General features: G+C 68.2%; 23 protein-coding genes. 13 read left to right on the forward strand and 10 right to left on the reverse strand.

The window, feature by feature from the left end; all coding sequences use genetic code 11:
* Positions 1–164 precede the first annotated feature (164 nt).
* Positions 165–557: an ATP-binding protein gene (locus OHA18_RS04050; protein WP_329002240.1), complete on the forward strand. Its 393-nt coding sequence runs from the start codon at positions 165–167 to the stop codon at positions 555–557.
* Positions 554–1354: an RNA polymerase sigma factor SigF gene (locus tag OHA18_RS04055; RefSeq protein WP_329002242.1), complete on the forward strand. Its 801-nt coding sequence runs from the start codon at positions 554–556 to the stop codon at positions 1352–1354. The genes OHA18_RS04050 and OHA18_RS04055 overlap by 4 nt, the downstream gene beginning before the upstream one ends.
* A gap of 4 nt (positions 1355–1358) precedes the next feature.
* On the opposite strand, the gene OHA18_RS04060 is transcribed toward OHA18_RS04055, so the two are convergent.
* Complete coding sequence (locus OHA18_RS04060) at positions 1359–1661, reverse strand: hypothetical protein (RefSeq protein WP_329002244.1); 303 nt, start codon at positions 1659–1661, stop codon at positions 1359–1361.
* A 498-nt stretch (positions 1662–2159) separates the two neighbouring features.
* Between OHA18_RS04060 and OHA18_RS04065 the strand changes: the two genes are divergently transcribed.
* Positions 2160–2411, forward strand: a complete 252-nt coding sequence (locus OHA18_RS04065) for a WhiB family transcriptional regulator (RefSeq protein ID WP_130383822.1) — start codon at positions 2160–2162, stop codon at positions 2409–2411.
* A gap of 303 nt (positions 2412–2714) precedes the next feature.
* Here OHA18_RS04065 and OHA18_RS04070 read toward each other — a convergent pair whose 3' ends face one another.
* Complete coding sequence (locus tag OHA18_RS04070) at positions 2715–4193, reverse strand: sensor histidine kinase (protein WP_329002245.1); 1479 nt, start codon at positions 4191–4193, stop codon at positions 2715–2717.
* A gap of 106 nt (positions 4194–4299) precedes the next feature.
* Here OHA18_RS04070 and OHA18_RS04075 point away from each other — a divergent pair, with 106 nt between their 5' ends.
* The gene (locus OHA18_RS04075) at positions 4300–5205 is read left to right on the forward strand and encodes a DUF2785 domain-containing protein (protein WP_329002246.1); all 906 of its coding nucleotides are present in this window, start codon (positions 4300–4302) and stop codon (positions 5203–5205) included.
* Here OHA18_RS04075 and OHA18_RS04080 read toward each other — a convergent pair.
* Complete coding sequence (locus tag OHA18_RS04080) at positions 5192–6166, reverse strand: endonuclease/exonuclease/phosphatase family protein (RefSeq protein WP_329002247.1); 975 nt, start codon at positions 6164–6166, stop codon at positions 5192–5194. The genes OHA18_RS04075 and OHA18_RS04080 overlap by 14 nt on opposite strands.
* A gap of 80 nt (positions 6167–6246) precedes the next feature.
* Between OHA18_RS04080 and OHA18_RS04085 the strand changes: the two genes are divergently transcribed.
* The 3 genes from OHA18_RS04085 (at position 6247) to OHA18_RS04095 (ending at position 8936) form a co-directional block, all read left to right on the forward strand.
* The gene (locus OHA18_RS04085; RefSeq protein WP_329002248.1) at positions 6247–6531 is read left to right on the forward strand and encodes a DUF3311 domain-containing protein; all 285 of its coding nucleotides are present in this window, start codon (positions 6247–6249) and stop codon (positions 6529–6531) included.
* The gene (mctP, locus tag OHA18_RS04090; RefSeq protein WP_442914370.1) at positions 6528–8183 is read left to right on the forward strand and encodes a monocarboxylate uptake permease MctP; all 1656 of its coding nucleotides are present in this window, start codon (positions 6528–6530) and stop codon (positions 8181–8183) included. The genes OHA18_RS04085 and mctP overlap by 4 nt, the downstream gene beginning before the upstream one ends.
* A 114-nt stretch (positions 8184–8297) precedes the next feature.
* A complete protein-coding gene (locus OHA18_RS04095) occupies positions 8298–8936 on the forward strand; it encodes a DUF5317 domain-containing protein (RefSeq protein WP_329002250.1) in 639 nt (212 codons plus the stop codon).
* On the opposite strand, the gene OHA18_RS04100 is transcribed toward OHA18_RS04095, so the two are convergent.
* Together OHA18_RS04100 and OHA18_RS04105 are read right to left on the reverse strand one after the other, a co-directional pair.
* Positions 8898–10181 (reverse strand): HD-GYP domain-containing protein, encoded by a 1284-nt coding sequence (locus tag OHA18_RS04100; protein ID WP_329002251.1) that lies wholly within the window; start codon positions 10179–10181, stop codon positions 8898–8900. The two genes, OHA18_RS04095 and OHA18_RS04100, sit on opposite strands and share 39 nt — an antisense overlap.
* A complete protein-coding gene (locus tag OHA18_RS04105; RefSeq protein WP_329002252.1) occupies positions 10181–11530 on the reverse strand; it encodes an HD-GYP domain-containing protein in 1350 nt (449 codons plus the stop codon). The genes OHA18_RS04100 and OHA18_RS04105 overlap by 1 nt, the downstream gene beginning before the upstream one ends.
* A gap of 274 nt (positions 11531–11804) precedes the next feature.
* Here OHA18_RS04105 and OHA18_RS43280 point away from each other — a divergent pair, with 274 nt between their 5' ends.
* Positions 11805–11879: a 50S ribosomal protein bL37 gene (locus OHA18_RS43280; RefSeq protein ID WP_369759046.1), complete on the forward strand. Its 75-nt coding sequence runs from the start codon at positions 11805–11807 to the stop codon at positions 11877–11879.
* 330 nt (positions 11880–12209) lie between these two features.
* Complete coding sequence (locus tag OHA18_RS04110; protein WP_329002253.1) at positions 12210–14672, forward strand: ATP-binding protein; 2463 nt, start codon at positions 12210–12212, stop codon at positions 14670–14672.
* Between the two features lie 24 nt (positions 14673–14696).
* Here the strand turns inward: OHA18_RS04110 and rsrA are convergent, their stop codons facing one another.
* The 4 genes from rsrA to OHA18_RS04130 all read right to left on the reverse strand — a co-directional run bounded on the left by rsrA (position 14697) and on the right by OHA18_RS04130 (position 17261).
* Complete coding sequence (gene rsrA, locus OHA18_RS04115) at positions 14697–14975, reverse strand: mycothiol system anti-sigma-R factor (protein WP_130439634.1); 279 nt, start codon at positions 14973–14975, stop codon at positions 14697–14699.
* Positions 14972–15655, reverse strand: a complete 684-nt coding sequence (locus OHA18_RS04120; protein WP_329002254.1) for a sigma-70 family RNA polymerase sigma factor — start codon at positions 15653–15655, stop codon at positions 14972–14974. The genes rsrA and OHA18_RS04120 overlap by 4 nt, the downstream gene beginning before the upstream one ends.
* Before the next feature lie 127 nt (positions 15656–15782).
* Positions 15783–16424, reverse strand: coding sequence for an alpha/beta hydrolase family protein (locus OHA18_RS04125; RefSeq protein ID WP_329002255.1), 642 nt, complete (start codon positions 16422–16424; stop codon positions 15783–15785).
* A gap of 36 nt (positions 16425–16460) precedes the next feature.
* Complete coding sequence (locus OHA18_RS04130) at positions 16461–17261, reverse strand: SOS response-associated peptidase (RefSeq protein WP_329002256.1); 801 nt, start codon at positions 17259–17261, stop codon at positions 16461–16463.
* 78 nt (positions 17262–17339) lie between these two features.
* Between OHA18_RS04130 and OHA18_RS04135 the strand changes: the two genes are divergently transcribed.
* The 3 genes from OHA18_RS04135 (at position 17340) to OHA18_RS04145 (ending at position 20070) form a co-directional block, all read left to right on the forward strand.
* Positions 17340–17792, forward strand: a complete 453-nt coding sequence (locus tag OHA18_RS04135) for a MarR family winged helix-turn-helix transcriptional regulator (protein ID WP_329002257.1) — start codon at positions 17340–17342, stop codon at positions 17790–17792.
* Positions 17793–17796: 4 nt separating this feature from the next.
* Positions 17797–18276, forward strand: coding sequence for a universal stress protein (locus OHA18_RS04140; protein ID WP_329002258.1), 480 nt, complete (start codon positions 17797–17799; stop codon positions 18274–18276).
* Positions 18277–18357: 81 nt separating this feature from the next.
* Entirely contained in the window at positions 18358–20070 is a 1713-nt protein-coding gene (locus tag OHA18_RS04145; RefSeq protein WP_329002259.1) for an MFS transporter, read from the forward strand.
* A gap of 159 nt (positions 20071–20229) precedes the next feature.
* Here OHA18_RS04145 and OHA18_RS04150 read toward each other — a convergent pair whose 3' ends face one another.
* Positions 20230–21054: a hypothetical protein gene (locus OHA18_RS04150; protein WP_329002261.1), complete on the reverse strand. Its 825-nt coding sequence runs from the start codon at positions 21052–21054 to the stop codon at positions 20230–20232.
* A 268-nt stretch (positions 21055–21322) separates the two neighbouring features.
* Between OHA18_RS04150 and OHA18_RS04155 the strand changes: the two genes are divergently transcribed.
* A complete protein-coding gene (locus OHA18_RS04155; protein WP_329002262.1) occupies positions 21323–23599 on the forward strand; it encodes a sigma-70 family RNA polymerase sigma factor in 2277 nt (758 codons plus the stop codon).
* Positions 23600–23840: the final 241 nt, after the last annotated feature.

Below are 23840 nucleotides of genomic sequence, written 5' to 3' on the forward strand. Positions count from 1 at the left end.
GGAGTGCGAGTCGCACACAAGGTCTCGCGCGCGGTCATGGGGCCCTCCCGGCCTGGACTGAGGAGCGGAGGGAGCGCAGCGACCGGAGCGACGAGGGAAGGCCGGGAGCCAAGGGCCCCATGACACGCCGAGCCGAAGGCGAGGCCAAGAACACAGGAGACGATGTGAGCAGCAGGGGACGAGCCGCCGAGGTCCGCCTGAGTATCCCGGCGGACAGTGCCTACATCGCCGTACCGCGATCTGTGGTCGGCAACCTCGCTGCCCGCAACGACTTCACCCTGGACGCGATCGACGACCTGCGGATCGCCGTCGACGAGGCCTGCGCCCTGCTGCTGCCGGAGGCGGCCGACGGCGTGCTGGACTGCGTGTTCGAGATCGAGCCGCCGCAACTGACGGTGCGCGCGAGCGCACTGGTGCGGAGCGGCTGGATGCCGGACACCGACTCGTTCGGCTGGACGGTGCTGACCGCGCTGGTCGAGTCGGCCGCGGCGGAAACCATCGACGGACGTCTCACCATCACCGTGACGGCCAGCGCCACCGCCACGGAGACCGCGTGACAGAGGACCAGACCCTGGGCGAGCAGCCCCGGGAATCCACAGATCTGCGTACCCGGACGGCCGACCTGTTCCAGCGGATGGCCGCGGCCGCCGGGCCGGGCGATGCCGCCCACACCGCGGCGCGGGACGGCCTGGTCTCGCTGCACATGCCGCTGGTGGAGCATCTGGCCCGCCGGTTCCGCAACCGCGGCGAGCCGTACGACGACCTGGTCCAGGTGGCCACGATCGGCCTGATCAAGGCGATCGACCGGTTCGACTCCGACCGCGGCGTCGAGTTCTCGACGTACGCGACGCCGACGATCCTGGGCGAGATCAAGCGGTACTTCCGCGACAAGGGCTGGGCGATCCGGGTGCCGCGCCGCCTGCAGGAGCTGCGGTTGTCGCTGACCGCGGCCACTGCGGAGCTGACACAGGAGCTGGGCCGCGCGCCGACAGTCGCCGAGCTGTCCGACCGGCTCGGGCTCTCACCGGATCTGGTGATCGAGGGACTCGAGTCCGCGAACGCTTACAACACCTTGTCCTTGGACGCTCCCGATCAGAACGAGACCGACGCGACCACGGTCCTGGACGGGCTCGGCGGCGAGGACGAGGCGCTGGAGAGCGTCGAGTACCGGGAGTCGCTGAAACCCCTGCTGGCGCAGCTGGACACCCGGGAGAAGCGGATCCTGACACTGCGGTTCTTCCGGGGCATGACGCAGTCCCAGATCGCCGAGGAGATCGGGATCTCGCAGATGCACGTCTCCCGGTTGCTGGCCCGGACACTGACCGAGCTCCGGACCGGTCTGCTGAAGGAATAGCTCCCTACAACACCGGATGGTCGCTGGTCTCGCCGCCGGCCAGGGCGTCGGTAGAGGCCTTCTGGAACACGCAGACGAGCACTGCGAGGGCGGCAACCGCGAGCGCGACGGTGACGACCTTGGTCGATCCGCCCCAGAAGCTGTACGCAACCAGGAGCTGGATCAGCTGGGTGAACACCGTCGGTCCACGACTCCAGCGCACTGCCTTCCACAGGCCACGGGCGACGAAGCCCAGACACACGCCGTACACGAGGAAGAAGCCGGCGGTGGTCAGGCCGAGCACCAAGCGATCGCCATGGATCGTCAAGGCTTCGCCAATTCCAAGAACGATCAGCGCAAGGCCTTCCAAACCGACCACTGCCGCAGCTAACTTGAGCGGTCTCGGGACGGCGGCAGCTGGGGAGTCGGTCGGCACTTCGCCAGCTTAGTGCGGCCATGCTCCCGGGAGCCTTGTGGACCCCAGGCCCTACAGGGATTTGAGGGTCGTGCGTAACCAAAAGACGGTTGGAACGGTTACCTGCAGTGAACGGGTGATTGCGGAAGCGCGGCTCTGTCCGATAACCGGATGGAGAGCACGACCCTGCGCCAGTTCCGAGTGTTAAGGAAGCGTTGTGATCGGATCGACAACTCCATAACCCTTGTTTCGATCCGCCAAGATTGGGAACATGGACTCGTTCGTGAATGCGTTCACAACGCATCGCACTAAAACCCCCCAGTGCGAACGAACCGACGAGTACAGCACCGCTGATCGGGCACAGACCTACCTGACAGCTTACGTCAACTACTGAGAGAGATGGGATCCGCCATGGATTGGCGCCACCGGGCCGTATGCCTCGACGAGGACCCGGAACTGTTCTTCCCCATCGGCAACACCGGGCCTGCGATCATGCAGATCGAAGAGGCCAAGCAGGTGTGCCGACGCTGCGACGTGCGTGAGCAGTGCCTGGCGTGGGCGCTGGAAGCCGGCCAGGACCACGGTGTCTGGGGCGGCCTGAGCGAGGACGAGCGCCGCGCTCTCAAGCGCCGCAACGCCCGCCAGCGCATTCGTACCGCCTGAGTAAGTCCTCTCGAGGCCCCGCGGAAAACACCGCGGGGCCTTTGTGTTTCCCGCCCCCCGTGCACCACCCGACTCCTCTCCACCCCACACCCCTCTCCCGCCACCCGCCCTCCCCTCTCCCCATTTGCCTGGCAGACCAGCCAATTCGCCTGGCCTACCAGCGAAGTTGGGGGTTCCACACCCTGAACAAGGGTGTAGAACCCCCCACTTGCCTGGCCTGCCAACCAAATTGGCTGGTCTGCCAGGCAAATGCGGTAGGGCGGCGGGGTAGGTAGGTGGGCGGGAGGGCGGAGGGGTGGGAGGTCAGTCCTTGATCGGGATGTCCAAGGTGACCTGGGTGCCGGGCTTTCCGTCGTGGCGGTTGCCGAACTCCAGGGTGCCGTCCAGCTCACCGATGACGAGAGTACGGACGATGGACAGGCCGAGGTTGCCGGACAGCTCGGAGTCGAAGTTCGTCGGCAGGCCTTTGCCGTCGTCGATGACGTTGACGTGCAGGCGTCCGACCGACCGCTCGGCGACGAGCTCGATCCGGCCGCTCGCCTCTCCCCCGTCGCGAGTCTCGAAGGCGTGCTCGACCGAGTTCTGCATCAGTTCGGTCAGCACCATCGCCAGCGGAGTGGCCACTTCGGAGTCCAGTACGCCGAAGGTCCCGCTCCGCCGGGTCTCCACCGCGGTCGCGACCGTCGACACGTCCGCCACCATCGCGCCGACCCGGTCCGCCACGTCGTCGAAATCCACGTGCTCGTCGAACGACTCCGACAGCGTCTCGTGCACGATCGCGATCGACCCGACCCGCCGGACCGCCTCGGCCAGCGCGGCCTGTCCTTCCGGCACGGTAATTCTTCGGGCCTGCATCCGGAGTAACGCGGCGACCGTCTGCAAGTTGTTCTTGACGCGATGATGAATCTCCCGGATGGTCGCCTCCTTGGTGACCAGCTCCCGCTCCCGGCTCCGCAGCTCCGTGACGTCGCGGAGCAGGATCAGCGCCCCCACGTGCGCACCGTCGGCCCGCAGCGGGATCGCGCGCAGGAACAGCGTCGCGTCGGAGTTCTCGATCTCGATCTCCTTCGCGGCCCGCCCGGTCACCACCGAGGCGAGCACGTCGTCGACCTTGTGTCCGGAATGCAGCAACTCCGCGGTCACGTCCTTCAGCCGCGAACCGACCAGATCCGTGACGAGCCCCATCCGCCGGTACGCCGACAACGCGTTCGGGCTGGCGAACGTGACCATGCCGTGCCGATCGACCCGGATGCAGCCGTCGCCGACCCGTGGCGTCGTCGACAGCAGCCGCTCCCCGCCGTACGGGAAGATGCCGTCGGTGATCATCCGGGCCAGGTCGGTCGCGCTCTGCAGGTAGGCGATCTCCAGCCGGGACGGGGTCCGGACGCCGAGCAGGTTGGTATTCCGCGCAATCACCGCGATCACCCGGCTGCCCCGCCGTACCGGGATCGTCTCGACGCGCACGGGGACGTCGTCGCGCCATTCGGGGTCGCCCTCGCGGCAGATCCGGCCGCCGTCGTACGCCTGGTCGAGCAGGTGCCGGCGGCCGCGCGGGATGAAGCTGCCGACGATGTCGTCCAGGTACGCCGTCGGGCCGGTGGTCGGCCGCATCTGCGCCCCGGCCCAGAACCCGAGCCCTTCGGTGTCGGGCAGCCAGAGGACGAGATCGGCGAACGACAGGTCGGCCAGCATCTGCCAGTCGGAGACGAGCAGCTGCAGGCGGTCCAGGTCGGCCTGGTCCAGGGTGGTGTGGTTACGGGCCACGTCGCTCAGAGACGGCACAGGTTCGATGCTACCGAGGCTCTTATACCAGCAGTGCGAGTGGTCCGCTCGACAAGTTGGGGTAGACAGGTGTTAGTTGATTCAGCACGGATGAAAGGATGCTCGGGTGGAGTCGACGTACTGGCAGGACGTGATGGCCGCGGACTACGCGGTACCGCACGACCGTACGCTGACGGAGCTCACCGAGGAGCTCGTCCGTGGGCTGGCCAGCACCAACCCGCAGGTCCGTGACGCCCTGGCCTACCCGACGCTCGCCACCTGGCTGGAGCGCGGGGTGTACGACGACCTGCTGCCCGGATTCGGGGACGGTCTCTGCGCCGGTCTGAACTACGGGCTCGGTGAGGACGGCACCGACTCGGTCTTCCGCCGCTCGTTCACCGCGCTGACGCTTGCGGAGGTGATCCATCGCGACAACGCCGAGTTCCTGGTGCACGACGAGGTGGTGATGCGCTGGGGCGACCGGCTGGCCACCTGGCTGCTGCGCGAGCGCGACCTGCGCGGGTTCGTCCAGGACTGCGGCTGGGCGCATGCCGTTGCCCACGGCGCCGACGCGATCGGCGCGCTGGCCCGGTCCCGGCACTGCGACGCCGGCGTACTGCGGGCGCTGCTCGACGTGCTCGCGGACCGGATCGTCAAGGACACGCCGTACCGCTGGGTGCACGAGGAGCACGACCGCGTCGCGCACGCGGTGATGACGATCCTGCACCGCAACATGCTGACCAGCGACGAGCTCGAGCGCTGGCTGAAGCCGATCGCCGCGACCGCTGGCCAGCAGCCGTTGATGCACGAGACGCTGCCGGAGTGGCCGATGCCGGCGGTGTTCAACGCCCGCGGCGTCCTGCACGTCCTGCTCAGCCAGCTCGCGATCGGTGTGAAGGGCTTCCCGATCCCCGGCGACGACGAGCTCTTCGGCCGCCCGATCGAGGCCCGTGCCGACCTGCTGCTGATGCTGACCGAAGCCGTCCAGGCCTCGCAGCCCTACATCTATCGCCCCGCCACTAACCCGTCGTAGAGATGCTCGCCGTCGCCACGACGGCCCGGTGGTCCGTGCCCTCGATCGGGTACGTCGTGAAGCGCCCCGGCTCGAACTGCCGTGTCAGCACGACGTGGTCGATCTGTGTGCGCAGTACGACCGGCTGGTCGGCCGGCCACGTTCCTTGCAAGCCGGCGCCGACGGTCGGTGCGACGCTGCGACAGTAGCCGCCCAACGCGTGCCGGAAGTCCGCGTGGTCGACGGTCGCGTTGAAGTCCCCTGCCACGATCGTCGGCGCATCCTCGGCGCACCAGCGACGGACGTGCAGCAGGTCGTTCTTCCAGGTGGTCACCGAGTCGGTCAGCGGCGGGAAGCCGTGGTACGCGATCAGCCGGACCGCGCCGAGGGTCCCGCCGGTCACGATGACGTTCCCGAAGGTCGTGCCGGGCTCGGACGCGAACGACACGCTCCCGAGCGACGACGCCACGAGCACACTCGTCGCACTCTCCGGCGCCTTGCTCGGCTGCGTCGTGAAGCCCTTGTACTGCTGGTCCTGCAGTTGCGCCCGGATCTCCTCGCGGACGTCGACCTGTGCCTCCGGCAACGAAACCAGGTCCGGCTTGCGGTCCCGGATCACCTGGGCCACGTCCGCGGCCCGGGCGCCACCGCCGAGCACGTTCGCGACCATGATCGTCAGCACCCGCGCACCGGCCGGAGCGGGCCTGGCATCGGAGAACTGGCGCGGAGCGATCAGGGCGCCGCCGACCAGGGCGAGCGACGCGACCAGTACGGCGGCGAGCCGCCAACCACGCCGTACCAGCATCAGGAGCGCCAGCAGCAGGACCACGACAAGTCCCTGCGGGCGGAAGGCGGCCAGCTGCGTGAACGGGGTGACCTCGTCGAGACCGAACAGCTCCGGATACAGGGGCACGGCAACGATGACGAGGAACAGCACGGACAGCACGACGCGCCGTACGAACCATGCCTTTTCGTTATCCATGCACCAACCTGAAGGTCTAGTACCGACTGTCATCGAACGGTAGCGTGCTGCGTTGCGCCTGTGTCCCGAGGAGGTTTGCAGTGTCTCGATTGTCCGCGGTCAGACCCGCGTACTGGATCTCCGGTGTGCTGCTGGTTGTGGCGGTCGTCGTACCGCTGCTCGTGCCGACGTACGCCAAGGCGAACCCCCACCTGTGGGGATTCCCGTTCTTCTACTGGTACCAGCTGATGTGGGTCTTCCTCTCCGCGATCCTCGTCAGCATCAGTTACCGCCTGCTCCGCGCCGAGGAACGCCGGCGCCGGGCCGCGCAGGGCCTTGGTGACCCTGACGCCCCTGACGCTGACACCAAGGAGGCCGGCCGGTGAACACGAGTGTCGACTGGGTGCAGCTGATCATCGTCGTCGTCATCTTCGGCGCCGTCACCGTGATGGGCTTCATGGCGTCGCGGTGGCGCAGCGCCGGTCATCTGGACAACCTCGACGAGTGGGGTCTGGGCGGCCGCAACTTCGGTACGTTCGTCACCTGGTTCCTGCTGGGTGGTGACCTGTACACGGCCTACACGTTCATTGCGGTGCCCGCCGCCATGTACGCGACCGGTGCGATCAGCGGCTTCTTCGCCGTTCCGTACACGATCGTGGCCTACCCGATCGTCTTCGTCTTCATGGCCCGGCTGTGGTCGGTCTCGCACCGGCACGGCTACGTCACCCCGGCCGACTTCGTCAGCGGCCGGTACGGCAGCAAGGCGCTCTCGCTGGCGGTCGCGGTGACCGGCATCCTGGCCCTGATGCCGTACATCGCGCTGCAGCTGGTCGGTATGCAGGCGGTCTTCGAGACGATGGGTCTCGGCGGCAACAACACGCTGGCCAAGGACCTCCCGCTGCTGATCGCGTTCGCCGTCCTCGCGGCGTACACCTACTCGTCCGGGCTGCGGGCGCCGGCGATGATCGCCTTCGTCAAGGACTTCCTGATCTACGTGGTGATCCTGGTCGCGATCTTCTACCTGCCGCACGTGCTCGGCGGCTGGGACGCGATCTTCGGTGCGGCCCAGGAGAAGATGGCCAAGCCGAACCCGGCCACCGGCAAGCCGACCGGGTCGTTCATCCCGGGCAACGCGGGCTACGTGTCCTACTGGACGCTGGGCCTGGGTTCCGCGATGGCGCTGTTCATGTACCCGCACTCGGTCACCGCCGTCCTGTCGACGAAGACCCGCAACGTCGTACGGCGGAACGCCGCGATCCTGCCGGCGTACTCGCTGCTGCTGGGACTGCTCGCCCTGCTCGGCTTCATGGCGATCAAGGCGAACGTGAACGTGAAGGGCCTGGACGGGCTGGCCAACCCGCAGCTGGCGATCCCGCGGCTGTTCGACCAGGAGTTCCCGTCCTGGTTCGCCGGCATCGCGTTCGCGGCGATCGCGGTGGGTGCGCTGGTGCCGGCGGCGATCATGTCGATCGCGGCCGCGAACCTGTTCACCCGCAACATCTACCGCGCCTTCATCAAGCCGTCGGCGACACCGGCCGAGGAGGCCAAGGTCTCCAAGCTCGCGTCGCTGCTGGTGAAGGTCGGCGCGCTGGTGTTCGTGCTCGCGATGGACAAGACGATCGCGCTGAACCTGCAGCTCCTCGGCGGCATCTGGATCCTGCAGACGTTCCCGGCGATCGTGGTCGGGCTCTACACCAGGTGGTTCCACCGGTACGCGCTGCTGGCCGGCTGGGCCGTCGCGATGCTGTTCGGCACGATCTCGGCGTACAACGTGGTGAACCCGGCGACCAAGAAGCACTTCGGTGGCTCGCTGGCGAACATCCCGTTCACCAATACGCCGGCGTACATCGCGCTGACCGCGTTCGTGCTGAACGTGCTCATCGTGATCGTGCTGACGTTCGTGTTCCGGGCCCTGAAGGTGCCGGACGGGCAGGACACCACGCACCCGACGGACTACCTCGCCGATCGCGGCGACCCGGGTGTGGAGGACCTGCCGGAGATCCTCGACGAGGGCGGAGCCGCTCCCGCGAAGTCCTGACGTGATGGGGTGACGGCGGTCCTTCGGGGCCGCCGTCACCTTTTGCAGCTAAGTCGACACGCTGCGGGGTCAGCTTGCCCGGTTTCGGGCCGCGGGTTCGGCAGAATCGCACACGTGCTGCTGGTCCTCCTCGTCATGGTGCTCGCTGCCGGGGCGGCGCTCGCGACCGGCGGAGGGCTCGGACGGCTGGCCGGCAACACCTTGACCGGAGTGCACTGGCTGGCCGCGGCCGCGATCGGGCAACTGCTCGGCTCGGCGTTCGGCGGCACGGTCTACCCGGTCGGGCTGATCGGATCCGCGGTCTGCATCGCCGTCTTCCTCCGGCTCAACGTGCGCCATCCCGGCGTCGGCCTGCTGGCGTTGGGTTTCTTCAGCAACGCTCTCGTGGTCGCGTTGAACGGCGCCATGCCGGTATCGCTCGCCGCGCTCTCCCGCGCGGGCGTTGGCTCCGCTGTCGTGAGCGATCCGCGGCACGAGTTGTCCGGGGCGGCGACCCGGTTGCCTTGGCTCGGGGACGTCGTACCCGTGGCTCTTCCCGGGCTCGGGCAGGCGGTCAGCCCAGGCGACGTACTGATCGCCGCCGGCGCCGGCCTGCTGCTGTACGCCGGCATGGGCGCGTCCGGCCGGGTACCCGCAACCACGGCCCCGGTGTGGGACGAACTGGAGCCCTGCGCCGGGACGCCGGCGCTGCTGAGGCTGTCCCCGGAGGCTTGCTCAGAAGCGGAAGCCGCGGCCGATCACGCGGCGGAGTGACTCGACCACGACCGGGTCGTACTCCGCGCCGATCCCCAGCCCGATCGACTCCATCGCCTTGTCCGGCGACTGCCCCGAGCCCTCCCCCACCAACTGCTCGTAGGCCAGGGCGACGTTGACGATCCCGCTCTCGACCGGGATGTCGGCGTTGCTCGCCCGGCCCTGCCGGTACGGATCGTTGGAGTGCCTGACGATCTCGGCCACATGGTCCAGAACCCCGGACCGCTCGATCACCGAGGCCCCGATCTCCGCGGCCCGCTGCCGCTCCTCCCGCGTCCTGAGCAGCGAAGCCCCACCAGGACTGGGATCCGCCAACGCCAACTGCCCCACCCCGGACAGCAACGCGGCATACTCCAACGCTTCCATCCGCGCCGGCGTCAGCCCGAGATCGTTGCCGATAGCCACCGCCAACGTCGCCGTCCGCGCGTTCTGCCCCGGACTGCTGAACCCAGCAATCTCCGTACTCCGAGCCATCGACCGCACCGTCGTCCGATAAGTCCGCTGCGCGGAAGCAAACCGCCGGAACGCGAATTGCGTCAACAACAGCGGGACCAGTACGACAGGTGGTCCCCAGAGCCCGATCAGCGACGTCGCCGCGGCCAGCAGCATGCCGGTGATTCCCATCGCCAGCCCGATCCTGGTCATCACGGCGAGCTCGTCGCGCAGGGCCGCGGGAAAGGGGCGGCTGTAGCGTTCCGTCGCTTGTCCGGCCCCGATCAGAGCATCGCTGATACCAGCGCTCAGCACGGCCGCCAGCATCGCTCCGGCGATCCAGATCGCGTCCTGCCAGCGTCCGGTCCAGATGAGATCCGGAGTCGTCAGTCCCGCGAAGACGGCCGCCGCGCAAGCCACGGAGATGCCGCGCCGGCAGGACACGACGACGTCCCACCGCAGCCCGGCGATCGCTCTCGGCAGGATCCCGGCCGCCGTCGCGACCGCGGTGACGGCGATGATCTGGGCCACGTCCGGTGGAACGTGGACCGACGGCCCACGCAGCACGGCATAGGCCAGCGCCGCACTGGTCGCGATCGGAGCGCGGTTGCGGATCCGGTCGACCCGGAACTGCACCATCTCCCCGACAGCGATCAGAACGCCGTACACGAGCGCGTACCGCCACTCGGTGACTCCGTGACGAGCGGTCAGCACGATCGCGAACAGGGCCAGCACCGCTCCGGCCACGACAACGACGGCACCACTGCCCATCCGCCGGAGGTCGAGCCCCTCGGCCATCACATTTCCGGCCATCAGCCAGGCCCTGCCGCTGTTCCGGAAGCGCCGCCACCGCTGCCGAGACTCAGATCGTCGTGGTCGATCGCGGCGACCACCGAGCCGTCAGGTGCCGGCTGGTCGGCCGCGGTCTTCCAGCCGCGGGCCCGGATGACGTCGACGAACGCGTCCACCAGCCGGGGATCGAAATGGGTGAACCGGTCGTGCACGAGGATGGTCAGCGTCTCTTCGACGCTGCGCGCGGGCCGGTACGACCGGGTCGAGGTCAGCGAATCGAAGGCGTCGACGATGCCGATGATCCGGGCGAAGTACGGAATGTTCTCGCCGCTGAGTCCGGCCGGGTACCCCGTCCCGTCGTACTTCTCGTGATGGTGCAGCACCGCGGACTTCACTTCCTCGAGGAAGGGAATGTTGCCGATGAGCTCGACACCGCGCGCCGGGTGCAGCCGGATCGCGTCCATCTCCGAGTCGTCCAGACGGCCGGGCTTGCGGATGATGCTGGTCGGTACGCCGACCTTTCCGACGTCGTGGAGCAGCCCGGCGTGCTCCAGTGCCTGCTGCCGGTCGTCGGGCAGCCGCAACTGGCGGCCCAGCAGGCCGACCCCCTCGCTCACCCGCTCGGAATGGCCGCGGGTGTACAGGTCCTTCGTCTCGATCACCTGGATGAAGGCGCGCATCGTCGCCGCCTGCGCACGACGTTCGGCCTCGTACTGCGACAAGGCCCAACGGCTGACGTACAGCGGGATGAAGATCAGGATGATGGACAGGAAGTTCAGGCCGGACAGCCAGGCGACGGCGAGCAACAGGCCCAGCAGCCCGTAGCCCAGGAGCGAGGGCGACGTCGGCAGGGCGACTTTACGAAGGAACGCGATCGGCGTCGGATCACCCGGCTCGAGAGAGAGCACGACGCACAGCAGCAGCGCGTTGACAACCAGCCACGTGGCATTGGCAGCAGTCGTGGTCCAGATCGCCTCCCACGGATGCTGCAGCACCGCGTCTCCGGTCGGTCCGCCGGCAACGTGGAACAAGACTCCGCCGGCCGCCGCGCAGATCACGGACTGAGCGCCGTTGAAGACCTTCTTCACGAGCGGGTGCCTGCGGTCCTGGCCGAGTGCGCCGACCGCACAGACGAGGATCGCCGAACTCACACCGGACAACAGATAGAGGGCGATGACAACTACGTAGTCGAGCGAGGTCCTGTAGATCTGTCCGACCCTGGGCCGGAGCACGGTTCCGGCCAGCATCAGAAGCCCAAGACAAATGGTGGGGGCGTCAACCGTGGCATGCGCTACCGCGAATGCGAGTATCACCACAGCCATGGCGGTCGTCACGACCACCACGAGCCGAAGCACTACCCGCCGGTTCACGCGCGCAACGCTACCCGGCTGGACGCCATCGGACTACCAGTCCCAACCGTCAGCAGACATGTCGCACCTCCGTTCAGCGTTCGCAGTCTTACGTCCCGTGGATCGACAGAACGTAGGGGGGCAGACAGCTTGTCGCTGACTCATCAGTATTTTTGCTCATTGGGCTCGCGCCGAAACACTGTAAGCCCAACCGTGACCCGCCGGACCACATGAGGATCCTGGGCATGGTATGAGAGACTGTGACTCTTTGCAGTTGTTTCAAGGAGGCTTAGGAATGGGTAAGACCGGTCGGAAGCGCCGCGCACGCAAGAAGAAGGGCGCGAACCACGGCAAGCGCCCCAACGCCTGAACGCAGGCGGCTACAGACAGCGAGGACCTCGGAGAAATCCGGGGTCTTTGCGATTTGGTCACAGCTTTACAGCAGACCACCATTAACAGAGGTCCCGTATTCGGAGAGTCTTCACCCGAATACTGAATGCGATATTTCAAACGATCGTTGGACATTCGGGTCACGGGTGCGGCCGGATCTCGGCGCCGCCCGCGACCCCTGCCCCGGACCGGTTCGGCAGCGCTGTGGATAACGGCGACCGGCCGTCGGCGAATCCCTCTACAGTTGGCCCCGAGGTTTCCGGTACTGACCGTATCTGGCTCGGACCCGCAGAGTGAGGGAGGTGACCGAGTGTCCACGCCGACACTGAGCGAACTGTTGCGCACCTTCCGCACCCGGGCCGGCCTCACCCAAGCCGCTCTCGCCGAGCGGGCAGGCCTCAGCGAACAAGCCATCAGTGTCCTCGAGCGCGGCACCCGCAGCCGACCCCGGATCGACACCGTCCGCTCACTCACCGCGGCCCTCGCTCTCTCGCCGTCGGAGGCCGACCAGTTCCTGGCCGTTGCCCGCGGCAAAGGCAGGACCGCGGGACCTGCCGGAAGAGCCGAGCTGCCGGCGACCTCCAGCGCTTCTCCGGTGCCATGGCAACTACCTCCGGCGGCGCGGGACTTCACCGGCCGGACCGCCCAGCTCGACGCGATCCTGTCCGTCCTGCGTAATCCGGCCGGCGCCGGACCGGTCGGCCTGGTCGCAGTCACCGGCATGGGCGGCATCGGCAAGACGACCCTCGCGGTGCGGGCCGCACACAGATTGACCGACAGTTATCCGGACGGTCACCTGTATCTCAACCTCCGCGGCTACGGACCGGGCGAGCCGATGTCCGTCGCCGATGCGCAGCGGCAACTGCTCCGATCCCTGGGAGTCGATCTCCAGCGCATTCCCGAGGACGTCGAGGAAGCTGCCGGTCTGCTGCGGTCCCAACTCGCGGGCCGCCGCGTGCTGATGCTGCTGGACAATGCCGTTGACGCCCCGCAGGTGCTGCCGCTGTTGCCCGGGACCTCGGGCTCGGCCGTGATCATCACCAGTCGCGGCTCGTTGACGACCTTGCCGGGTGCGCGTCAGATCCATCTCGACGCCTTGTCGGAGTCCGAGTCCGTCGAGCTCCTGACCGGACTTGTCGGCGAGGCCCGGGTGGCAGCCGAGCCGGAAGCGGCCAAGAGCCTCGCTACGATCTCGGGTCGTCTGCCACTCGCTGTCCGCCTCATCGGCGGACGCCTGGCAGCCAGACCGTCCTGGCCGATCCAGCACCTGGTCAAGGTGCTCGAGAACGAGGAGCGGAGGCTGGACAGCTTCGGCTCGGACGAGACCGGAGTGCGCGCGAGCATCGCCAACTCGGTGGCCTTCCTCGAGGACAGCGAGCGTCCGCTCGATCGCGAGGCCGCCCGATCCCTTCCCCTGCTCAGCATTCCGGACGGGTCCGACCTGATCGTCGCGGTCGCCGCGAGACTTCTCGAGTTACCCGTGCACCGGACCGAGGCGGTCCTGGAGCGGCTCGTCGATCTGAACCTGCTCGAGACCGTAGCTCCCGAACGCTACCGCTTCCACGACCTCATTCGCGCCTACGCGCGCGAGCGCTCCGACGACCTGCTCGACGACCGGCAGCGCGAGGCCGCCCTCGGGCGGGTGCTCGGTTTCTACAGCGACTTCGGGTGGGCAGCTCAGCGGAGAAGCCATCCGGCAAATCCTCGCCTCGCCCTCGCGACGACGCCCGTCTCATCGTTGCCTGCGACAACCGACGCGGAGTCCGCGATGCGCCGGCTCGACGACGAGCAACGCAATCTGATGGATCGCTACCACCAGGCGATGTCCTCGTCGCTGGCCACGACGCCGATCATTCCAGAGCTCACGCTCGCCTTGTTCGGTTACCACGAGGCGCGATCCCGGTGGGTCGAGCTGCGGGAGATGTGCCGGGACGCTCTTCCTGTCGCCACCAGGTCCGGGCTGCGTTCGATGGCGGCCTGGCTGCAGCACGACATGGCCATTCCAGAGGTGGAGAACGGCAGCCTCGAAGTGGCCGCGGAGCACCTGCTGCGTGCGCTGAAGATGTTCCGGGAGCTGCCCGATCAGCACGGCCAGGCGCGGTGCTGCACGTCGGCCGCGCATGTGCTCGGCAGGCTGAACCGGGTCGCCGAAGCAATCGAGCTGGCGACCGAGGGACTGGAGCTCAGTCAGCAGCTCGGAGACACCACGGTAGAAGGCGTTTCGTACACGGCGCTCGGCGGTCTCTACGATCGCAACGGCGACTACACCCTCGCCGACGATGCGTATCGGCGGGGCATCGCGCTGGCCGAAGCATCCGGTGACCTGCGGTCCGTTGCGAAGAGGTACCTCAACACCGGCTTCTCGCATCTCCTGGTCGGCCGGCTGGACGATGCGGTCCAGCCGATGCTGCAGAGCGCCGAGGTCGCCCGGCGGGTGGAGAACAAGGAGCTTCAGTCACAGACGTTGCAGTGCCTGGCCGCGCTCTTCGCGACCAGGGGCGAGTTCCGGAAGGCCCACGAAACCGTCGAGGAGGCCATCGAACTGATCCGCCCGCTCGGCAACCGGTTGCGCCTGGGCTATTTCACCCTGGAACTCGGCAAGATCAACACGGCGGCCCGTGACTTTACCGTGGCCACGCACTACCTCAAGACCGCGATTGACATCTTGCACACCGTCTCGCCGCATTTCGAGAGCGCCGCCAAAGAAATGCTTGAACTCGCCAGGCAGCACCGCCCGTATACCTACACGTTCGACGAGTCCCAGATCAGGTAGCCGGCCAGCTCAGCCACCGAAAGGTCAATCCGTGGTGGTGATGGTGGTTTCTACCTGGATTTGGGTCAGCCGGAGAAGGATTTTCTGGCGGAGGGCGTCGGGGGCGTGGTCGGAGCCGCAGGAGCGGTGGACCAGTTTCTTGACGCAGCGCTCCAGGTCGTATTCGTCCAGGCAGGGGGCGCACTCTTCGAGGTGCTGCCGGATCTCGTCGGAACTGGCGTCCTCGAGTTCGTTGTCGATGAAGACGTAGACCCGCTGCAGGATCTCTCCGCAGTCGACGTCGTGGTGCTCGCCGCAGCTCACGACTCCTCCTTCTCCGCAACTCCGCCGGTGCTGGACACCGACGCGGTCGCGTCCGTGCTGTCGTCCGGGGCGGAAGCGTCCGTACTCTCGTCGTCCGCCGGGATCAGCCCGCGATCCCGGGCGTAATCGCCCAGCAGGTCACGCAACTGGCGCCGGCCGCGGTGCAGCCGCGACATCACGGTGCCCACCGGCGTGCCCATGATCTCGGCGATTTCCTTGTAGGCAAAGCCCTCGACATCGGCCAGGTACACAGCCAACCGGAAGTCCTCCGGGATCGACTGCAGGGCCGACTTGATGTCGGAGTCGGGCAGGTGCTCGAGCGCGACCGCCTCGGCCGACTTCAGCCCGCCGGGAGTGTGGGACTCGGCGGCGGTGAGCTGCCAGTCCTCGATCTCCTCGGTCGGCGACTGCGTCGGCTGACGCTGCCGCTTCCGGTAGCCGTTGATGAACGTGTTGGTCAGGATCCGGTACAGCCACGCCTTGAGGTTGGTGCCCGGCGTGAACTGGTGGAACGAGCTGTACGCCTTCGCGAAGGTGTCCTGCACGAGGTCCTCGGCGTCCGACGGATTACGGGTCATCCGCATCGCCGCGGCGTACATCTGATCCAGGAAGGGCAGCGCTTCGCGTTCGAACCGCGCGGTGCGCTGCTCGGGTGTCTCGGTCGTGGTGGGAGTCGGCATCGTGATCGAGAATACCGGTGTCTTCCCAGTACTCCGCTCCGGAGCCACCCTCGTCGCCATCATGTTCGTCACAACACGCCCGGTCGCGGGGCCATTCCCGCAGGATCGGGCCCCAGCAGGCCGACCGTTATCCGGACACCTCGCGGGTGACCCATTCGAACACGGCTTCGACGAGCAGGTCGTAGGTCTCCTGCTGATCCAGCTCGGCCCGCTTCGGCACCTTGAAAGAATGGTCGGCGTCCGGCACGACAGCCATCTCGGTCATCGGCGGGAACTCCTCCGGCGTACCGAACGGGTCCCGCTCCCCCTGGACCACGAGCGTCGGCAACCCGGCACCCTCGAGCTCGTCGACCCGCGACTTCTCCGGCTTCCCCGGCGCATGCAGCGGGAACGACATCGCCAGTACGCCGGAAGCACCCAGGCTGCTCGCGGTACGGCAAGCCACCCGGGCGCCGGCGCTCCGGCCGCCGATCACCAGCGGCGTACGGACCCGCAGCTGCCCGATGATCGCGATCCAGGCCTCGTCGAGCACCTTCGGCGCCGGCGCGAGCTTGCGGCCGGCACGGCGCCAGGGCTGCTCGATCAGGAACACGTTCATGTCCTGCTTCGGCAGCCGGCCGGCCAGCGCGGCCAGGTCGCCCGACTCGATCCCGGCCCCGGCTCCATGACCGAGGGCCAGCGTCGCCACCGGCCGGCGGGCCCGGTACGCGACGATCCGGGCCTCCCCGTGCGGCGTCCCCACAATGCGTTCGTCGGTCACCCGCCCCATCCTGTCATCAGCGACGTGATTCGGTGGACAGGAAACTCAGAACAGCGTGGTCTCCTCGGGCGCGGGCGGCTTGTCGATCGGGTCGGCGCCGTCCGGGGGCAGCGGATCGAGCAGGTGGGGGCCGTTGTTCTTGACCGAGCTGACCGCCTTCGAGACGGCGTACGCCTCGAGCCGGCCCGGTGCGGCCGGGACCAGCAGCTCGAGCAGATCCTCGGTCTCCGACGACAGCGGATCGAGCCAGGCGTCGTACCGCTCGCGCTCGACCAGGAGCGGCATCCGGTCGTGGATCCGGCCGAGGTCGTCGGTCGCCGACGTCGTCAGGACCGTGCAGGTCCACAGCCACGCCTCGTCGGAGTCCGGGTCCTCGACCGACTTGTCCCGCCAGATCTCGTAGAGCCCGGCCATGGACAGGATGCTGCCGTCCGGCGGATGGATGAAGTACGGCTGCTTGACCGGCTTGCCGTTCACCTTCTCCTCGGCCGTGTACCACTCGTAGTACCCGTCGGCGGGCAGGATGCAGCGGCGGGTGGCGAACGCCTTCTTGAAGGCCGGCTTCTCCGCGACGGTCTCCATCCGGGCGTTGATCAGCCGGTTCCCGATCGAGGTGTCCTTGGCCCAGGACGGCACCAGACCCCACTTGACCGTGGTCAGCTTCCGGATCGTCGCACCGGGCTGCTCGCGGTCCTTCCGCTCGACCACGGCGACCACCTGGCTGGTCGGCGCGACGTTGTAGTTCTCCCCGAGCTCTTCGACCGACTCGCGCACGTTGCCGGCCCCGATCTCGAACTCGGCGACGAGATCGGACGGGGCCCGGCCGGAGGCGTATCTACCGCACATCCCAACAGCCTAACGACCCCGACCGACAAGACCGGCAGTTCATAAGCAGATCTATATAGACGTGGCTATACTTACCGCATGACCACAGGCAGTGCCGCCGTGGGCGAGGCGCTCTTCGGGCTGGCCGCGCTGGCGATCCGGCGCCGGGACCGCACGCTGAGCCTGACCGCCGTTTCCGTCCTGTCCACACTGGAGCGCACGGGACCGCGGCGGCTGACCGACCTGGCCGTCAGCGAGGAAGTGACCCAGCCGTCGATGACTGCGCTGGTGACCCAGCTGGCGGACCTCGGCCTCGCCGAACGGCGCCGCGACCCGGCCGACGCCCGCGTGGTGCTGGTCGCCGTGACCAGAGCCGGAAGTCAGCAGCTTCGCGCGATGCGCAGCGCGGGCGCGTCGACGCTGACCGAACTGATCGACAAGCTCGACGACCAGAGTGTCGAGGCACTCGAAGCGGCTCTGCCGGCGCTGCTCCGCCTGGCCGAGCTTGCCGACGAAAGCCAGGACAGCCGTACTCCGTTGCCGAAGAGGTGACCAGATGAACCACGACGCAGAACCACGCCGGATTCAGCTCCGCCGCGCACAGGCCGCCGGCACACCGGCGATCGTGGTCGGAATCGACGGCTCGGCGACGAGCTGGGACGCGTTCGCCTGGGCCGCCGGAGAAGCCGTCCGCAGCCACGGCCACCTGGTCGCGGTCTACGTGATGCCGTACACCGAGCCGACCGCCGCGTTCGCTGTCCCGTACGCGTACGGCGCGGCCGCGGCCAGCAGGCAGGACCTCGCCGACGAGATCGAAGCCGAAGCGGTACGCCGCGCCGGTGAGGCCGGCGTGCCGATCCACTTCATCAGCGAGTACGGCGAACCCATCGGCACCCTCAGCGACGTCGCCCGCGCCGTCAACGCCCACCTCGTCGTAGTCGGCCGGTCAGCAAAACCCTGGCACCGCCTGACCGGCTCCCTCGGCCACCGCCTCACCTGCCGCAAGGACGCCCCGGTCGTCGTGGTCGTCCCCTGACCGGCCCCAGCGGAGGACCGCCTCCGGGTGCGAGATATACTTAGCTTTGCTAAGCAATCGCCTCTGCTGGGGGAGTGACCTGTGGCTTCAGTCGACAAGTCCGTACGCCGGTTCGCGGTCGACAGCGACCATCCGCACTACAAGTGGGTGGCGCTGTCCAACACGACGCTCGGGGTGCTGATGGCGACGGTGAATTCGTCGATCGTGATCATCTCGCTGCCGGACATCTTTCGCGGTATCAAGCTCGATCCGCTGCAGCCGGGCAACGTCAGCTACCTGCTGTGGATGCTGATGGGGTTCCTGGTCGTCACCGCTGTTCTCGTCGTGACGCTGGGGCGGCTCGGCGACATCTACGGCCGGGTGAAGATCTACAACCTCGGGTTCGCCGTGTTCACCGTCGGATCGGTCGCGCTGGTGTTCGACCCGCTGACGCAGAGCGGCGGAGCGCTCTGGCTGATCCTCTGGCGGGTCGTGCAGGGAGTCGGCGCGGCGATGCTGTTCGCCAACTCGGCGGCGATCCTGACCGACGCGTTCCCCGCGGATCGGCGCGGCTTCGCGCTCGGAATCAACCAGGTGGCCGCGATCGGCGGCTCGTTCATCGGGCTGATCGTCGGCGGTGTGCTGGCGCCGGTCGACTGGCGCCTGGTCTTCTTCGTGTCGGTCCCCTTCGGCCTGCTCGGCACCGTCTGGTCGTACCGGAGCCTGCGCGAGACCAGCACCCGTTCGGCGGCGCGGATCGACTGGTGGGGCAACGGGATGTTCGCGGTCGGCCTGACCGCGCTCCTGATCGCGATCACGTACGGGATCCAGCCGTACGGCGGACACACGATGGGCTGGACCAGTCCGTGGGTCCTGACCGGTCTGATCGGCGGCGTCGTACTGCTGGCCGCGTTCTGTGTCGTGGAGGCGCGCACCAAGGACCCGATGTTCGACATGTCACTGTTCCGGATCCAGGCGTTCTCCGCGGGCAACCTCGCAGGCCTGCTGTCGTCGATCAGCCGCGGCGGACTGCAGTTCATGCTGATCATCTGGCTGCAAGGCATCTGGCTGCCGCTGCACGGCTACAGCTTCTCGAGTACGCCGCTGTGGGCCGGCATCTACCTACTCCCGCTGACCGTGGCGTTCCTCGTCGCGGGGCCACTGTCGGGGTACTTCTCCGACCGGCTCGGCGCGCGCAGCCTCGCGACCGGCGGGCTGCTCCTGGTGACGCTGAGCTTCGCCGGCTTCATGGTGCTGCCGACCGACTTCAGCTACTGGGCCTTCGCGGGTCTGCTGGTCCTGAACGGCATCGGCTCAGGACTGTTCTCGGCACCGAATACCAGCGCCATCATGAGCAGTGTCCCCGCCAACCGCCGCGGCGCCGCAGCCGGCATGAGCGGCACCTTCCTCAACTCCGGTACGTCGCTGTCGATCGGCGTCTTCTTCACGATGATGATCGCCGGGCTCGCCCAGACCCTCCCCCAGGTACTGACCGACGGCCTCCGCACGCACGGCGTGCCGCAAGCAGTCGCGGCCGGCATCGGCAACCAGCCCCCGGTCGGCAGCCTCTTCGCAGCCTTCCTCGGCTACAACCCGATCGGTACTGCGCTGAGCGCGGTGCCACCCTCGGCTATCAAGGGCGCCGATCTGGGCACGCTGACCAGCCAACAGTTCTTCCCGCAGCTGATCTCGGGGCCGTTCCATCACGGCCTGGTGATCGTGTTCGCGGTCGCCATCGGGATGTCGCTGGTAGGCGCCGCCGCCTCGGTCTTCCGCGGGCCGCGGTACATCCACGCTGAGCCGGAACGTCGGTAGCCGGAAAGGATGCACGGCGCTGACCCGAGGCTGGGTGGTAGCACGCGAGGGCTCGACAGTACGCGGACAAGCGACGGTGGATCGCCCACCCCGTGTTAGGCGATCCACCGTCGGCGTGGTGCGCCCGGCCGCCCCCCTGTAGGCGTCCGGACGCAGGTCCTAAGGTCTGGCGAGCTCGTCGAGCAACCTCCCGGCCATCTCGTCACTGCCGGGCAGACCTTCGATCCAGATCCGGGCCAGCTGGGGTACGTCGGTGTCCAGCCGCCACTGCGTGATCAGGGCTCGTACCGTCGCGACCTGCTCCGGCAGGTTCGGCTCGCGGCCGACGAGCGCCGCCGCGCGGCGTGAGCCGACGCGACCCAGTACGTCACCGCCGCAGAAGACGATCCGCAGGCATTCCGCGACGTCGACGAGGCGGAGCTCGCGGTCGAACGGCGACGTACCCGCGGGATTGAGCGGCTCGACAACCACCAGTGCATGGGTTTGCGGTACGGAAGTTCCACGGAACTCCGCCTCTCGGTAGAGCTCGCCGAGCCGGGACCGCAGGTGCGCAAGGCTGGACAGCCCGGTCAGCGGGTCCTCGCAGGACAGCGAGTGCAGGTAGACAAGTGATGCCTCGGCCCAGCTGGAACTGAGTGCGCGTACCGCTTCGAAGGCCGGCTCGCCCCCGGCGATCGAGCGGTACAACGCACTCAGCCCATCAAGTGCCTCCACCAGCGAGACTCCATCGGTCGCCAACCGGCGCCCGACCTCGTCCGATGCAGGCACGACATCGGCCCCGTCCCGCAGCGCCTCCGCGATCGCGAGATAGGCGCTGTGGTCGATGCCAGCCGTGCCGTGCGGCTCCCTCCAGCCGCGCGGTTGCTCCCCCGGGCTTGTGGTCGACGACGCCTCCGGCCGGGTCCGGGCGGGCGACCCCGCCAGGTTCAGGGACTTGGCCGGACGCAGGTCGAACCGTCTGCGGATGTCCGCGAACAGCGACATGGCCCTCCTCGAAACAGCCCCGTCAGTCTCCCGACCGGTCGGCCGGAAGCGTCGTACGCCGAAGAGACAGCCGGTGACGCGGTTCATGACGCGGATTCGCAGAAGTTTTTTCGCGTAACTTCCGGGCTGGTCATCTCGTCAGAGAAGGAGCACAGTTCCGCGTCAGGGATAGTGCGAGATTCCGTCTCACGTGGGAGCCTTGTCTCCGGCAACAAAGTGACGGACCGTCACGTTGCTGCACAGACAGTCAGAACCCACGGGGAGATCGATGGAGACGCCGGAAGGCCAGCCCGAAGTTGCCGGCGACGCCGAACTGATCGCGCGCGTCCGCAACGGCGACCTGGAGGCGTACGGCGAGCTCTATGCGCGGCACCACCACGCCGCCGAGCGGATGGCCCGGCAGCTGGTTCCGGCCAACGACGCCGACGACCTGGCCTCTGATGCGTTCGCCAAGGTCCTGGACGCGCTGCGGGCCGGCGGCGGTCCGGACATCTCCTTCCGCGCCTACCTGCTGACGACGGTACGGCGGGTGCACGTCGACCGGATCCGCTCCGGTAAGAAGGTGCAGTCCACCGACGACATCGCGTCGTACGAGCGGGAGCCGGAGACCTTCGACGACCCGACCGTCACCGGCTTCGAGAGCGGCGCGGCGGCCAAGGCGTTCGCGAGTCTGCCGGAGCGCTGGCAGGCCGTGCTCTGGCACACCGAGGTCGAGGGCGAGAAGCCGGCCGCGATCGCTCCCCTGCTCGGCCTGACCGCGAACGGCGTGTCCGCGCTGGCCTACCGGGCCCGTGAGGGTCTGCGGCAGGCGTACCTGCAGCAGCACCTGGCCGATGTCGCCGGGGACCGCTGCCGCTGGACGACCGAGCGCCTCGGCGCCTACGTCCGCGGCGGCCTCACCAAGCGCGAGAACCGGAACGTCCGCGAGCACATGGACGACTGCGCGAAGTGCACCGCGGTCTACCTGGAGCTCGTCGAGGTCAACAGCGCGCTGCCGGCGCTGCTCGCCCCGGCTCTGCTCGGCACCGCGGGCATCGGCTACCTGGCTGCCGCGTCCGGCGCGAAGGTCGGCCTGGTCGGCTTCGTCGTCACCGGCTGGAGGAAGGTCACCGAGAACAGCACCCGCACCGCCGTCGGCGCCGGTGCGGTGGTGGTCGTCGCGATCGCCGCCGTACTCGCGGCTATGGCGCTGACCGGCAACGACACTCCCCAGGCCTCGATCGACAAGCCGGCGACGCAGCAGCCGACCCAGCCGCCGGCGCAGAAGCCGACCGTGCCGCCGGTCAACCCGCCGTCGGCGAAACCCCCGTCGGCCAAGCCGCCGGCGTCCAACCCGACGACTGCTCCGACCACGGCGCCCACGACTGCCCCGACGCAGCCCACGCCGACGCCGACAGCGACCACGCCGGTCCCGACGCCACCTCCGGCGACACCGACGCCGACTCCGACGAAGCCGCCGCCGACCACCCCGGTGCTCGACGAGGCACTGGTGACGATCAGCATGCCGGGCGGCGGCGGCAGCCCGGCCTTCGAGGGAACCAGGGCGGCAGCCGCCGGGATCCGGTTCGTGATCACGATCAAGACCCCGGCCGCGAACGCGAACCCGGTGGTGATCGGACTCAAGTACGGCGCCGAGCTCGGGTGGCCGCTCAACGGCAACCCGCCGGGCTGGGTCTGCACCCCGTCGGCCGGCACCTGTACGGCGAGCAACCCGGCCGCGCCCGCGCCGCTGCCGATCACGTTCGACGCCCCGACCGGTGGCTCGGCCGCGGACCGGACGTTCACCGTCTCGGCCAAGACCGGCCGGCTGTACGACGACGACTCGGCGACTGTGCAGGCCGCGCCGAGCACCGACGAGAACCTGCTGAAGATCCTCGCCGGCAAGGCCGACCCGGACGTCCACCACCGGATCATCACCGTTGCCCCGCGCACCGACCGGACCAAGGTGACGCTGAAGCTCAGCTACGGCTCGGCGCTCGAGTGGCCGATCGCCGCGAACCCGGCCGGCTGGACCTGCTCGTCGAAGACCAGGACGTGTACGGCGCTGAACCCGGCCCGTCCCGCCTCGCTGCCGGCGAACTTCGACGTGCCCGAGGATTCGTCGACGTCCGCGCGGACGTTCACGGTGGCTGCGACCGCCGACCTGGTGAGTGACACCGACTCCGAGGTGCTGCCGGCGGTCCAGCAGGACGAGTCGCTGCTGCAGATCCTCACGCCCACGCCGCAGACCGACCCGAACCCGTTCGTCTACAACCGGTTCCTCAAGGTCAATGGCGCCGGCGGCCGGAAGGTGACCCTGGACATCTCGTGGGGCAAGAACCTCACGCTGCTGCCGGTCTGGGGCGCGGGCTGGACGTGTGACCGGACCAGCGACATCCGGCGCGCGACCTGCTGGACGAACAGCTACCAGAAGCCGCTCAACTCGGAGTGGAACGCCTGGCTGCCCGGCAACGGGTCCAACAACCAGATCACGGTCCACGCCCGGCTCGGCGGCCGCGAGGACACGGACACGGCCCAGATCCCGCCGACGTCGTCCCGCCGGTGAAATGGGGTTGCCCAGTGACTTATCCTGGATCTGTTCGCGCTGACGGAACCAAGTAGCGCCGTACACCACGTTCGAGAGAGTCGCCGGTAGCTGTGAAGGCGACACGTGGAGCGGTCGCGAAGACACTCCCGAGCGGATGCTGTGCAAGAGGCCGGACCTGACTGGTCCGGTGAAGGTGTGGTGGCACCGCGAGATTCCCCTTCGCCCACACCTCCGGGGTTCGAGAAAAAACCTGGAGGTG

Source organism: Kribbella sp. NBC_00709 (genome assembly GCF_036226565.1).
GTDB lineage: Bacteria > Actinomycetota > Actinomycetes > Propionibacteriales > Kribbellaceae > Kribbella.

Excerpts from the sequence above, each read along its gene's own strand:
- OHA18_RS04065 (WP_130383822.1), top strand. The coding sequence starts at position 2,160 with ATGGATTGGCGCCACCGGGCCGTATGCCTCGACGAGGACCCGGAACTG.
- OHA18_RS04080 (WP_329002247.1), bottom strand. The coding sequence starts at position 6,166 with ATGGATAACGAAAAGGCATGGTTCGTACGGCGCGTCGTGCTGTCCGTG.
- OHA18_RS04100 (WP_329002251.1), bottom strand. The coding sequence starts at position 10,181 with ATGGCCGGAAATGTGATGGCCGAGGGGCTCGACCTCCGGCGGATGGGC.
- OHA18_RS04120 (WP_329002254.1), bottom strand. The coding sequence starts at position 15,655 with ATGCCGACTCCCACCACGACCGAGACACCCGAGCAGCGCACCGCGCGG.
- OHA18_RS04125 (WP_329002255.1), bottom strand. The coding sequence starts at position 16,424 with ATGGGGCGGGTGACCGACGAACGCATTGTGGGGACGCCGCACGGGGAG.
- OHA18_RS04130 (WP_329002256.1), bottom strand. The coding sequence starts at position 17,261 with ATGTGCGGTAGATACGCCTCCGGCCGGGCCCCGTCCGATCTCGTCGCC.
- OHA18_RS04135 (WP_329002257.1), top strand. The coding sequence starts at position 17,340 with ATGACCACAGGCAGTGCCGCCGTGGGCGAGGCGCTCTTCGGGCTGGCC.
- OHA18_RS04140 (WP_329002258.1), top strand. The coding sequence starts at position 17,797 with ATGAACCACGACGCAGAACCACGCCGGATTCAGCTCCGCCGCGCACAG.
- OHA18_RS04150 (WP_329002261.1), bottom strand. The coding sequence starts at position 21,054 with ATGTCGCTGTTCGCGGACATCCGCAGACGGTTCGACCTGCGTCCGGCC.
- OHA18_RS04155 (WP_329002262.1), top strand. The coding sequence starts at position 21,323 with ATGGAGACGCCGGAAGGCCAGCCCGAAGTTGCCGGCGACGCCGAACTG.